The organism is Paenibacillus sp. FSL R5-0470, assembly GCF_037975205.1.
Classification (GTDB): Bacteria; Bacillota; Bacilli; order Paenibacillales; family Paenibacillaceae; genus Paenibacillus_AQ.
This window is the reverse complement of sequence record NZ_CP150238.1, coordinates 5325687-5338620: the sequence shown is the minus strand read 5'-3', so window position 1 is coordinate 5338620 and position 12934 is coordinate 5325687. Positions and strand designations below refer to the sequence as shown.

Below are 12934 nucleotides of genomic sequence, written 5' to 3'. Positions count from 1 at the left end.
GATGAAGAAGTTAACGATTGATGATGTGGCTCAAAAAGCGGGAGTGTCGAAGAGTACGGTCTCCCAATTTTTGAACAAACGTTTTAAATATATGAGTGAAGCGACGAAGAATCGGATTGAGGCTGTGATTGAGGAGCTCAATTATCAACCGAATGGACTTGCGCGCAGTCTGAAGCAGAATCGGACGCATATGGTCGGAATCATCGTTGCTAATATCGATTATTCGCTGTCTATCCAGTGTATTCGGGCAATCGAGAACGAGCTGCAGCAACACGGGATTCAAGTAATCATATGTAATGCCGATGAGAATGCAGAAAAAGAAAGCAAGTACGTCGAAACTTTAGTTGCCCGCCAGGTGGACGGTTTGATTATTTTTCCAACGGGGAACAATCCATCTGCTTACAGCCGACTGATTGAGGCGGATTTTCCGTTAGTGTTTATGGATCGTCTGGTAGATGGAATCACTACGCAGAGCTTGCTGCTCGACAATGAAATGGCGGCCAAGATAGGTGTGGGACAGCTTACACAGCAAGGCCATGAGCGAATTGCTCTGGTCACCCTGCCGCTAGGGGAGCATGCGATTACCCCTCGTAAAGAGCGGATCAGTGGTTATAAAAAAGCAATGGAAGAAGCGGACCTAACGCTGCGTGAGGAGTATATTTGTAGTGTGCCAAAAGAAGAATTAGCTGCAGGACTGAAGCGCCTTTTAGCGTTGCCGGAACCTCCGACAGCGTTATTGGCTACGAACGATATCACGCTAGCGGAGATTTTGAAATATGCGAATCGAAATGCCATCGCTATTCCGGAACAATTGTCTGTCATCGGTATAGATGATGCGGAGTTCGCGCAAATTTATAATCCGGTCATTACAACAATTCGACAGCCTGCTTACGAAATGGGCATGCAAGCTGCTAAGATTATACTCTCTTGTATCGAGGATAAAGGTGCTTCTGTTCCTATCACTTATCGTTTTCCGCCGACCTTGCAACAAGGGCAGTCTGTGAAGTCTTATAAATAAGCATAGGCTATAAAATACAAAGAAATGCCGTTCCACAGTTCAACTGTGAGACGGCATTTTTTAATGAATATACTCAAATCTATGTGCTTAAACTTCCTGCTGCATAAACTTCGCAAGCTCCTCACGGGTCGGGAGTCCATCCATATCGCCAGGTGACATGACGGCTAACGCACCGATCGCATTGCCACGTTTGACGGCCTCAGCAATCGGAAGCTTTTCCAGCATCGCACTGATTACACCAACGGCAAACCCATCACCTGCACCTACGGTATCAACGACCTGCTCTACCTTAAACCCGTCTACATAATCTTCTCCTTCAGCGGATTTATAGTAAGCGCCTTCAGGCCCGAGCTTGATGACGACTAAGCTGACGCCACGCGCCAGATAATAGTCCGCAATCTCTTCTGGCGTACTTAGACCTGTAAGAATCTTGCCTTCACCGAGTCCTGGAAGGAACCAATCACAGCGTGTAGCCAGATCATTGATCGTCTTCACCATTGTTTCTGTATCCGGCCATAAGCTAGGGCGCAGATTTGGATCGAGAGAGACCGTCTTTCCTTGTCGCTTCATAAACTCCATAGCATGAACAGAGAATTCATGACAGCTCTTGGATAAGGCGGCGGAGATACTTGTTACGTGTAAATGTCCTGCAGCATTAAAGTATGCCTCGTCAAAATCAACCAGACTAAGCTTGGAGGCTGCGGAATTTTTGCGGAAGTATTCGACTTTAGGATCGCCTGTAACAACCTTTGATTTGATTAACATACCCGTTGAATTTTCTTTAGTAAAAGTAATGTTGGTGGTATCAATGTTCTCTTTCTTCATTGCTTGAGCAATGAAATGACCAAAGTTATCTTCGCCAAGCTTCGTAACATAACCTGTAGGATGATTTAAGCGCGATAAGCCTGTAGCAACATTGCTCTCGGCACCTGCCAACGCTTTGGAGAACGAAAATACTTCATGCAGGGGACCCGTTTCATTCGCATAAAACATCGCCATCGGCTCCCCGAAAGTGACGGCATCCAACTGTTTACTCATTTGAGTTCCTCCTAGGGTAATGAATTTATCCCAGTATAATGATGTATAATTTGAAATTATCACATAAATCGGTTTTGTACAATAAAAGAATGATTTTTAATCCAAAAGTTGTTTTGGACAAAAGAAAATAAATGATCAATAATTCCTTATAAAACAAGGGTTTATTGGTCATTTTGATAAATTTATATCTCTAAATCCATAAAAAAGTATTGACTGTTAACTGTATTGTTATTACTATCTGATTATAGATTATATCGTTTTGATTAGTAAATTTAATAAAAAAGTTTATCTAAATTAGTATTTCATATTCATCTATGATCGTACCAAGAGAAAGGGAGTCTACTGATGAAGAAAATGAAAGTATTGCAGAATGTGGCGTCGGTTGGAGTTGTAGCCGTTATTCGTGCTGATAGTGCTGAGGAAGCTTTTAAAATGTCCGTTGCTTGTATCGAAGGCGGTTTGAATAATATTGAGGTAACTTTTACTACTCCGGATGCGGATGTGGCGATTAAACGATTGGTAGCGGAGTACGGAGATCGCGCAGTGATTGGAGCAGGAACTGTACTTGATCCATTAACGGCGAGAATAGCCATTCTTGCAGGCTCGGAATTTGTGGTCAGTCCCTCTTTTGAAGCAGAGACAGCTAAAATGTGTAATCTTTATGGTATTCCGTACATGCCTGGCTGCATGACATTAAATGAAATGAAGGAAGCATTGAAGTTTGGTGTGGATGTGCTTAAGCTGTTCCCTGGCAGTGCGTTTGGTCCGGATTATGTGAAAGCGGTTAAAGGCCCTATGCCGCATGTGAACATTATGCCAACAGGTGGCGTGGATCTGAATAATATGGAAAAATGGATTGCCAACGGCTGTATTGCAGTAGGTATCGGGGGTAATTTGACTGCACCTGCGAAGGATGGTCGATACGATCAGATTACCGATCTTGCAGCTCAGTATGTGGCAAAATTTAAAGAGGTAAAAGGTATTTAATTCTGTTTTTCTTAATTCGAATAGATAGATTTATTGAAGGTTGTATAGCTGACGCATGTCAGCCGTACAACCTTTTTTATATACATATTTTCAGACATTCAGATTTTCTTACATTATATGTATTCATAAAGTATAGAATGAGGACAAAGGCAATAAACTATAAAGTAGAAGAGTTATGATGATTGACTGACGTCTACGAATTGGAATGGTTTATTATCGGACCGGGAGTGAGTATATGCCTGCTTATCATGATAAAAAGCTGTATCTTGCAGCTGATGAAGAGGATGCGGAATACGTAGGAATTGCGTCGGCATTTCATGGTTGTAAGGTGACGGAAGGCCAGATCTATAGATTAGAGAGGAATTACAATAACCCTCATATTTTTGAGAATGGAGAGGCGTATGTTGTGGATGATGAAACTAGGGACAACTACGCAGTGTTCATGCTCTGCAAGATTGTGTTATATAAATAGAGTTATGTGCTCGATACTAAGGTTATTTCTTGTTTACTGACGGCTTCTTTTCCGACAGGAGGATAAGCCGTTTCTTTTGGAAATGGGGGATATTTCTTACCTATACGCTTGCCGGCCTTATTGGGATGCCGAAGGCGTTTATACTTGTGTCATTTTTGTTATAAAGTTATTCAAAAGAGTATTTGAATGATTGAAGTTTCCCCTGTATGCTTAGTAGGAATTATTGGCTGCGAAATGCTATGAAATGTGCGATAGCACTTTATAAAAGATGGCTTAACATGACGTTCTAAGAAAAGTTTGGTATTCTAAAAATATTAATTACAGGGTTGCAACAAATTCGCAGTCTTGCGCGTCAGTAAGATTGCATAGAGAGGGGGAACCTTCGTGGTGGAGCAGGGACTCATCAGAGCCGCTCAAGCGGGCGATCGCGACGCTCTAATCACCCTATTGCGAGAAATTGAAGGGCATGTATATAAAACCGCCTTCTACATTTTGCATAATGAACAAGATGCGCTGGATGCATCTCAGGAGGCCTTGATCCGGGTTTATACCAAAATCGGTTCATATGAGGAAAAGGCCCAGTTCAAAACGTGGGTTCAGCGAATCGTCACCAATATTTGCATTGATAAATTCAGAAGAACTAAACCTACAGTTTCTATTGATGAGCATGAAATGGTGTTTCAGGATAAACACAATGTGGAACGTGAGGTTCTATCCTCTTATTTAGCTGAGGATATACGTGAAGCGATTGATCAATTGCCCGAGCATCATCGGACGGTCATCGTCCTGCGCTATTTACAAGATTTTTCTTACAACGAGATTGCAGACTGCCTGGATTTGCCTTTGAATACAGTGAAATCATATCTGTTTAGGGCCAGACAGCAGCTGCAGAATAGACTTCAGGAGTACCAGAAAGGTGGTGTATCGGGATGAAATGCGCGGAGGTGATGGAATGGATGCACCGCTATATAGACCAAGACTTGAGCCAAGATGAGATTGTTGAGATGTTCCGTCATATCGATAATTGTCCTTCCTGCGCGGAAGTCTTTGAGCGGCTGACACTTCTCTCCAAAGAATTGGAGCAGTTGCCAGACGTGAAACCCCCGTTTAGTCTGGTTGACTCTATTTTACCTCAGCTTGCAGAATTGGATCGAAGCAGCCGTGAACAAAGCGCTGTGAGAACCGAGGAACCAGTTGTAGTTCCATTTTCACGTGAAAGCTCCCGTGGTAAACCTTCCAAGGGAACCTCTATAGCAGCACGGACAGGCATTGGAGCTATCGCAGCTGCCGTAATATTAGGGATCGCTATTTTTAATATGCCGGATAAAATGCCTGGGGCAGAGGTAGAACAAATGATGCAGGATAGTAGTAAAGCGACCAGCGATAGTGCTAATAATATGGCTATTGAATCGCAAACCTCTACTTCTGCTGAATCATATGAGGCTGCGCCTGCTAATAGCGGAACGGATTCGGGGGCTCTACCAGCTGCTCCTGATGTGAATGAAGATAACGCTGCATTAGATAGAGCGATGGGGCCGGTAGACCCTGCGTCGATGCCGACTTCTCCAACAGAAACTAATGCTGGATCTGGAGGACGGTCGATACCAGAACCAACAAATAATGTGAAGCCCAATCCAACGGAGAAGATTATGACGCCGAAGCCGGATACTGTAACGAAAGTTCAAACTCCGGATACTAGTGCTGGCGGTAATAATCAGCCCAAAGCGGATAAGAAGGATCAACCTGCTTCTATAGATAAAAGGATCGCAGCTGATTCAGCGCCACCTACGGAGGAATCATTAAAGACTTCTGATGACTTCGGAATGGGCGTTATGGGTTTTAACATTTCTAATGATTCTAATGATTCTAATGTACAGACTTGGACTTCCCCTGATGGGCATTATGCCGTTGAGTTTGCTGGATTACAGCTTGTTATTTATAAGAATTCACCCGAAGGTTCAGTGGACGATAGGATAGCAGTGACTTCTTATCCATTAGAAGGAAATTGGATTTCTGGAGAATGGTCGGCGGATAGCTCGCAGTTCACGTATGTGACGGAGAAAGATGGTGTGAATACCACTAAGGTGTACACTGTACAGGAAGCAGCAGCTTCTTCAACGCCGGTTACATCACCTGGGGCGACACCATCGAAGACTCCATCTTCAACGTCAACAAATTAAATTGAGGCTGGAACATTTTTCGAAGTTTCAGAATATACTATAGCAACCGGACAGGAACTAGAAAGTATAGGATTTGAAGAACATCGGTATGACCGTCGGATGGGAAGTTTCTAGGGCTTCTCACTCCGGCGTTTATATAGATGCGCCGCTTAAACGGAGGGGCTTTGGCCATGGCTGCCAGAGTTTCTCCGTTTTTGCATGTGCATTTATGTCGTTTTTTTTGCTACAATAGGAATCTGGGCAAATTGGGCTAGATGAATGGAAAAGGAAGTGGCGGAATGGATGCCAAAACGGCGATAAAAGAAATCAAACAAGGGAAAATCTCACCGCTGTACCTTTTGTACGGCAGTGAAAAATTTCGAATGAATGAATTCGCGGCATTGCTGGAAGACCAGCTGATTGCCAAAGAGGATCGCGATTTTGCGGTTATTCCCTTTGATCTCTCTGAGACGCCGGTGCAGGCTGTGGTAGAAGAAGCTGAGACTGTACCTTTTATGGTAGAACGTAAATTGTTGCTGGTGCGGGACGCATCGTTATTTACAGCGGGAAAAGAAAATGCCAAACTTGAGCATCGTATAGATATTTTAAGTGATTATTTGCAGCATCCTGTAGATTTCAGTGTGATCGTCTTTATGGTGAATAGTGACAAGCTGGACGAGCGTAAGAAAATTGTGAAGACTGTTAAAACGGCGGGTACGGTATTAGCTTTCAACCCGCTAGGGGCAGAAGAACTGCTGCGCTGGGTAGAGAAAGGGATTCGTGAGCGGGGGTGTACGATGGCACCTGGCACCGCAGAGATTCTTATCACTAATGCCGGGACAGGTTTGCAGGGCTTATCCGCGGAAATGGACAAGCTATGTTTGTTCGCTGGTAAGGGCGGAACCGTAGACGCAGAAGCAGTAGAGAGTCTGGTGCATCGCGGAACGGAACAAAATGTGTTTACGCTTGTAGAGGATATCGCTAATCTGCGTCTAGATAAGGCGCTTGATACGCTGTATGAGCTGTTGAAGCAGCGGGAAGAACCCATTAAGATTGCTGCGCTGGTTGCACGGCAGTTCCGAATTATTTTGCAGGTGAAGGATTTATCAGCACATAGTTATTCGCAAGGTCAGATTGCCTCTCAGATTGGACTTCATCCTTATGCAGTAAAGCTTGCAGGGGAGCAGGCCCACAAGTTCTCAAGTGAACGTCTGCGGCAAATTTTAAGTGCACTAGCTGATCTGGATTATAAGATGAAGACAGGAGCTATAGATAAAGTGCTTGGTCTGGAGTTGTTTATGTTGCGGCTAGGTACTTGAACAAAGCAGTGGAAAAAGTATATGGAGATGATCCATCTATGAAAAATGTCTAATCGGAATGAAAGTAACTTATTCAAAAGAGAAAAGTTGATCATTTAACAAAACTACCTTCCTAAGGTGGTTTTTTTCATTCAACTAACGTCTAAAGGAAACTATTACTTATATTTATAGAATAGTAGGCACAAAAAAACCCAACCGTATGAAACATAGCGGTCAGGTTCTTCAATTGCTCATTATGAATGTCGTCCTAGGCTTGAGCCTTAAGAGCGTTCAATTTCTTCGCCAAGCGGGATTTTTTGCGGGCAGCCGCATTTTTATGAACCAGACCTTTAGTTACGGCCTTGTCCAGCTTTTTGGAAGCAGCTTGGAAAGCAGCTTGAGCAGTTTCAACTTCCGTACCTGTCAGTGCTACATCAGCAGTTTTCACAGCTGTACGAAGCGCGGATTTTTGGGAAGCGTTCAGTGCACGGCGTTTTTCGTTCGTGTTTACGCGTTTAACCGCGGATTTAATATTTGGCATTGCATTCACCTCCTGTAAGACATTCGAAATCATTATCAAATGATTCACAACTTAAAATAGTTTAGCATGACCGGTAGTAAAAAGCAATACTTAAAGCTTTCAAATTAAACCATTTTAACCTGCATAAACAAGGGCTTTCTCTCGCACACTATCGACAAAAGAGCATAGGCAGAAGCTTGCAATTTGAGTTTTTGTTAGAAGTAACTCAAGGAAGTGTCTGCTCACAAAACTAAGTATCGCTTACGAAGCAAGTTTTGCTCGAAGTAATTCAATGGAGCGATGCTTACAAAACTTTTAGGAGGCTGGAACAATGGAACCGGATCTGCAGCTATATTCGGTACGCACGGACTTGGCGTTAGAGGCAAAGGAAATGGCTCAAGGGCCGCAAAGGACGCCAATCCCTGGTGTAAACGAAGAAGTGGAAGAGTCTGATGGGATAAAAGTTACCCGGCTTGGTGTGGCTAACGCTGCCGGATCACAGGCGATAGGTCGCGCGATTGGAAATTATGTCACGCTTGAGGTACCAGCATTGCGCAATGGAGATACTGGCTTGCAGCAAAAAGTAGCTGAAGTCTTTGCTCGCGAATTCGAGGACTTCCTGACTAGGATTGGGATTGGTAAGGATGCATCTGTACTGATCGTTGGACTCGGTAACTGGAATGTGACTCCAGATTCATTGGGGCCGCTGGTGGTGGAGAATGCGCTCATTACTCGGCAATTTTATGAGCTCGTGCCGGATCAGGTCTCTCCAGGCTACCGTAAGGTAAGTGCTATTGCTCCCGGGGTGTTAGGGTTGACCGGTATCGAGTCGAGTGAGGTTGTACAGGGGATCGTGGATCGTACAAAGCCGGATCTTATTATTGCCATTGATGCGCTGGCATCCCGTTCGCTGGAACGGATCAATACGACGATTCAAATTGCCGACATCGGTATCCACCCCGGTTCGGGGATTGGTAATAAACGGCGCGGATTGACGCAGGAAATTCTGGGTGTTCCTTGTATTGCTATCGGTGTTCCTACAGTTTGCTATGCTTCGACCATTGTAAATAATGTACTGGAGATGATGAAGAATCATTTCGGGCAAGGAGCTGGTCACACCAAGGAAATTATGGGGATGCTAGACGATATTTCTGAGCAGGAACGATTGTCACTAGTGAAGGAAGTACTTGAGCCACTAGGACATGATTTGATCGTTACACCTAAGGAAATCGATGAATTTATTGAAGGCATCGCCAATATTGTAGCCAGTGGTCTGAACGCGGCCCTGCATGATGCGGTCGATCCTGAGAATGTCGGCGCTTATACCCACTAGTTGAATCATAGCTAGCACAAGTCCGGCGGGATGCTGATGTACAGTATCTCGCCGGACTCTATGTCTATTCTCTCATTTAGGGTTCTACTATTTCTCTTTCACTCATAGATTTGGAGTATAAGAGATTACAGAGGGCTGGAGGAGGACATAAATATAATGAATAAAAAATGGTTTCAGCTTTGGAACATCGGCCGTTTACGTGGAAGAGTGCTGGATGCTTTATCGCTGGGAAGAACGATGCTGCTGTTGGCCGGAGGTTCGCTAGTATTTTTTATGCTGCTTGGCGCTGGTGGATTGGCCGGACAGAAGTTGAACTCTTCACCCATTCCATCTATGAAGGGGCTTGCGGCCTCCCTATCGAGTGGATTTTTCATGGAGCTGTTGGGGATGGAGGTACCCCATTTACCGCAGGGTAAAGAGCCTTCTGCTTTTTCAGGTGAAAAAGTGACTTCCTTTGTATTTCAATTGCTGACCAGTGTGAATCCAAGTGATCCGAAGAGTCTAGTTTCTCGTGAAGTGCCAGGCTTGGCAGCGGATGATCCATTTCTTTTGCGAAAAGGCTCGGGTGGCTCTACAGGAGCTCCTGTTGATTATCATCCGGGAACGGATGAACTGGCTGAAGGTGGAGGGGAAGAGGTTGATCCATCGGTTCCAAACGAAGTGGACAAGCCCGAAGATACTCCAGCACAGCAGCCTGAAGCGACAATAGCTCCGTCTCCTGAGCCATCAGGAGCTGCGGGAGGTACGGATAAGAGTGATCCGCAAAGCGAGACAGATAATACCAAGGACACCTCAGTTAAACGGATCCTTATCTATCATTCACATCCTCGGGAGGCCTATAACCCTCTACTAGGAGTAGCGAACGAAAATCCAAGCTCTGCGGTTTCAACTAAAAATGTAATGCTGGTAGGATCATATATTACGAAAAGATTGGAACAACGCGGGATTGGTACAGTTCATGCCAAAGAAGATTTTCTAACAAAAATTGCCGACTATAACTGGAATTTTTCCTACAAATACTCTCGAATGCTGGTTAAATCTGCAATGAGCTCAAACCAAGAAATGAGTGAACTTATCGACATTCACCGCGACTCGCAGCGTCATGGCAAAACAACTGCAGTGATTGATGGGAAAAGTTACGCTCAGGTGTATTTTATCATTGGACATGCGAATAAAGATTGGAAGAAGAACGAAGAGTTTGCGAACAAGATCCATCAAACGATTGAGAAGGGCTACCCAGGAATATCTCGCGGGATATGGGGAAAAGCTGCGGGTAAAGGAAACAACGGAGAGTACAATCAAACCCTCTCGCCTAACAGTGTCTTGATTGAAGTGGGCGGTATTGATAATACAGCAGAGGAATTAAAGCGTACGGCTGATATTTTGGCAGACGCTATTGCGGATGTGTACTGGAGCAGTCATGACTCGGAGAAGGTAAACGCTGCTGGCAAGGCGACGAATCCCACAACCCAAGAGAGCAAGGGACAAACCAATGCTACAGCACCTCAAAAGTCGAACGGAGCTTCTTAAGCTACAGACATTTAATTTAGAATAAACAGCTTTATTACCAAGTATTTAAAAAGGAGTGGCTTACATGTCTCGTTTCGGTAAAAAACTGGTTATGGTCGGTATTTGGGCAGGGGTCGGCATACTCTTAGGTATGCAGTTTAGTGGCAGCGGAGGGGCAACCGTCTCTAAGCTGCTGCCAGGCTGGACCGACCTATCGACTACGCCAACCAGTCAAGTGACGGGCATGCAATCACAGCCGATTAAGAATGGGGTTACACAAGGTGGGCAGACTTATGTGTATGTTCCGATGATGATCGACCCTCTCACAGGTGCATATACGCCTGTTTCTCCATTGCCTCAGAATAGCAATCCTGCGCCAACTACAGATCTTCCACAGAAGGTGGTAGATGGGTATAATACGAAAACTCCAGAGCAGATTCTGATTCCTGAGGAACAAAAGCCGACAGTCGATGTGATAGCGGATAAAACGGCAGGCCTTCTGCAGCAAGCTTCTCAGAAGGGCATACGCTGGGTAGTCTCATTGTTCGATTCGGCGGAAGAATCACAATGATTTCAGGAGAAACAGTTATTTCACGGGTACGTGAATAGCTGTTTCTTCTGTTTTACGTAAGGGCGGGATTGATGGAGTAAGCTTGTACTGTTATAATAAGTGGATTAATATCAGGCTGTCTGTGGGGGTAAGGAATGACTGACGTTCAGAAAAGACAACAACAAATTCGCAATTTCTCGATTATTGCACATATAGACCATGGTAAATCGACACTAGCTGACCGCATTTTGGAATACACGGGGGCACTAACCACGCGTGAAATGCAGGAACAGGTACTCGATCAGATGGATCTGGAGCGCGAACGTGGTATCACAATAAAGCTGCAAGCCGTGCGTTTAACCTATCGTGCAGACGATGGTGTAGAGTATTATCTCAATTTGATTGATACACCGGGACACGTCGATTTCACCTATGAAGTTTCCCGCAGTCTTGCAGCATGTGAAGGCGCACTGCTGGTTGTGGATGCGGCTCAAGGAATTGAAGCGCAGACACTGGCCAATGTGTATTTAGCACTGGATAATAACCTTGAAATCCTACCTGTGCTTAACAAAATTGATTTGCCAAACGCTGACCCTGACCGGGTAAAGCAGGAGATTGAGGATGTTATCGGGCTGGATACCAGTGAAGCGGTTATGGCATCTGCCAAAGCCGGTATCGGGATCAAGGAAATTCTGGAGCAGGTGGTGAAGCAGGTTCCTGCGCCATCCGGTAATTCAGAAGAGCCGCTTAAAGCATTGATCTTTGACTCTCATTACGATCCTTACAAAGGCGTTATCGTCTATGTGCGCGTAATGGACGGTAAGATCCGTGCGGGATCGAAGATTAAGATGATGGCAACTGAGAAGACTTTCGAGGTCATTGAAGTTGGCGCATTTATGCCGCGTATGACCATTGTCGATGAATTGAACATCGGGGATGTTGGATTTATCGTAGCTGGGATCAAGCATGTTGGAGATACCCGTGTCGGTGATACTGTCACTGACGCAAAGAATCCTACTGCTGAGCCGCTTCCAGGTTACCGTAAGATCAACCCGATGGTATATTGCGGGTTGTATCCAATTGAGACCTCCGATTATAACGATCTTCGTGAGGCATTGGAGAAGCTCCAGCTTAATGATGCTTCGCTAAGCTTTGAGCCGGAAAGCTCGAGCGCGCTTGGATTTGGTTTCCGTTGCGGATTCCTTGGACTCTTGCATATGGAGATCATTCAAGAGCGGATTGAGCGCGAGTTCAATTTGCCGCTAATTACAACAGCACCGAGTGTTATTTATCGAATTATGCTGACCAATGGCGAAATGATTCAGATCGACAACCCGTCACATTATCCGGAAATCGGAACGATTGACTACATTGAAGAGCCATATGTTAAAGCAGCGATCATTGTGCCTAACGACTTCGTAGGTACTGTAATGGAGCTGTGCCAGAACAAACGCGGCGAGTTCGTAAATATGGAATATCTAGATACTAATCGTGTAACGATTACGTACGAGATTCCGCTGTCAGAGATCGTTTATGATTTCTTTGATCAGTTGAAATCCGGTACGAAAGGATATGCTTCTTACGACTATGAAATTTGCGGATACCGTCGTTCGAATCTGGTCAAGATGGATATCTTGCTTAACAATGAGCAGGTCGATGCCTTGTCCTTTATCGTTCACCGTGATCGTGCATACAACCGCGGTCGTATCATTTGTGAGAAACTACGTGGGATTATCCCTCGTCAAATGTTCGAAGTGCCGATTCAAGCCTCTGTGGGTACGAAGGTGGTTGCGCGTGAAACCGTTAAGGCGATGCGCAAAAACGTACTTGCAAAATGTTACGGCGGTGATATTTCGCGTAAGCGTAAGCTGCTAGAGAAACAAAAAGAAGGTAAGAAACGCATGAAGCAAGTAGGTAGCGTAGAGGTACCACAAGAAGCATTCATGGCAGTACTGAAGATCGACGAGTAGAAATTAGGTAGAGCCGGGAGAATATCCCGGCTCTATTTTTTTGCGCAGGAGAAGATTACAATAGGGTGGAAGGATTGTAA

Annotated in this window: 12 protein-coding genes; 10 read left to right on the top strand and 2 right to left on the bottom strand. The window is 44.8% G+C overall.

What is annotated here, in order from left to right:
* Position 1 precedes the first annotated feature (1 nt).
* The gene (locus MKY99_RS23630) at positions 2–1018 is read left to right on the top strand and encodes a LacI family DNA-binding transcriptional regulator (RefSeq protein WP_339266643.1); all 1017 of its coding nucleotides are present in this window, start codon (positions 2–4) and stop codon (positions 1016–1018) included.
* 87 nt (positions 1019–1105) lie between these two features.
* Here MKY99_RS23630 and MKY99_RS23625 read toward each other — a convergent pair whose 3' ends face one another.
* Positions 1106–2056: a sugar kinase gene (locus tag MKY99_RS23625; RefSeq protein ID WP_339266641.1), complete on the bottom strand. Its 951-nt coding sequence runs from the start codon at positions 2054–2056 to the stop codon at positions 1106–1108.
* A 345-nt stretch (positions 2057–2401) separates the two neighbouring features.
* Here MKY99_RS23625 and MKY99_RS23620 point away from each other — a divergent pair, with 345 nt between their 5' ends.
* The 5 genes from MKY99_RS23620 to holA all read left to right on the top strand — a co-directional run bounded on the left by MKY99_RS23620 (position 2402) and on the right by holA (position 6993).
* Positions 2402–3043, top strand: a complete 642-nt coding sequence (locus tag MKY99_RS23620) for a bifunctional 2-keto-4-hydroxyglutarate aldolase/2-keto-3-deoxy-6-phosphogluconate aldolase (RefSeq protein ID WP_042130419.1) — start codon at positions 2402–2404, stop codon at positions 3041–3043.
* A gap of 235 nt (positions 3044–3278) precedes the next feature.
* Complete coding sequence (locus tag MKY99_RS23615; protein WP_339266639.1) at positions 3279–3515, top strand: hypothetical protein; 237 nt, start codon at positions 3279–3281, stop codon at positions 3513–3515.
* Positions 3516–3899: 384 nt separating this feature from the next.
* Positions 3900–4448: a sigma-70 family RNA polymerase sigma factor gene (locus MKY99_RS23610; protein WP_036677530.1), complete on the top strand. Its 549-nt coding sequence runs from the start codon at positions 3900–3902 to the stop codon at positions 4446–4448.
* A complete protein-coding gene (locus MKY99_RS23605) occupies positions 4445–5695 on the top strand; it encodes a zf-HC2 domain-containing protein (protein ID WP_339266638.1) in 1251 nt (416 codons plus the stop codon). The genes MKY99_RS23610 and MKY99_RS23605 overlap by 4 nt, the downstream gene beginning before the upstream one ends.
* 278 nt (positions 5696–5973) lie before the next feature.
* Positions 5974–6993: a DNA polymerase III subunit delta gene (gene holA / locus MKY99_RS23600; protein WP_042191027.1), complete on the top strand. Its 1020-nt coding sequence runs from the start codon at positions 5974–5976 to the stop codon at positions 6991–6993.
* A gap of 247 nt (positions 6994–7240) precedes the next feature.
* Here the strand turns inward: holA and rpsT are convergent, their stop codons facing one another.
* Entirely contained in the window at positions 7241–7513 is a 273-nt protein-coding gene (gene rpsT / locus MKY99_RS23595) for a 30S ribosomal protein S20 (RefSeq protein WP_042130412.1), read from the bottom strand.
* A gap of 310 nt (positions 7514–7823) precedes the next feature.
* Between rpsT and gpr the strand changes: the two genes are divergently transcribed.
* From gpr to lepA, 4 genes are all read left to right on the top strand, one after another.
* Positions 7824–8825, top strand: a complete 1002-nt coding sequence (gene gpr, locus MKY99_RS23590) for a GPR endopeptidase (RefSeq protein WP_042191024.1) — start codon at positions 7824–7826, stop codon at positions 8823–8825.
* A 156-nt stretch (positions 8826–8981) separates the two neighbouring features.
* The gene (locus tag MKY99_RS23585) at positions 8982–10355 is read left to right on the top strand and encodes a stage II sporulation protein P (protein WP_339266635.1); all 1374 of its coding nucleotides are present in this window, start codon (positions 8982–8984) and stop codon (positions 10353–10355) included.
* A 64-nt stretch (positions 10356–10419) separates the two neighbouring features.
* Positions 10420–10905, top strand: a complete 486-nt coding sequence (locus tag MKY99_RS23580; RefSeq protein ID WP_339266634.1) for a hypothetical protein — start codon at positions 10420–10422, stop codon at positions 10903–10905.
* Between the two features lie 134 nt (positions 10906–11039).
* On the top strand, positions 11040–12854 hold the full coding sequence (gene lepA / locus MKY99_RS23575; protein WP_036677511.1) for a translation elongation factor 4: 1815 nt from the start codon (positions 11040–11042) through the stop codon (positions 12852–12854).
* The last annotated feature ends 80 nt before the right edge of the window (positions 12855–12934 follow it).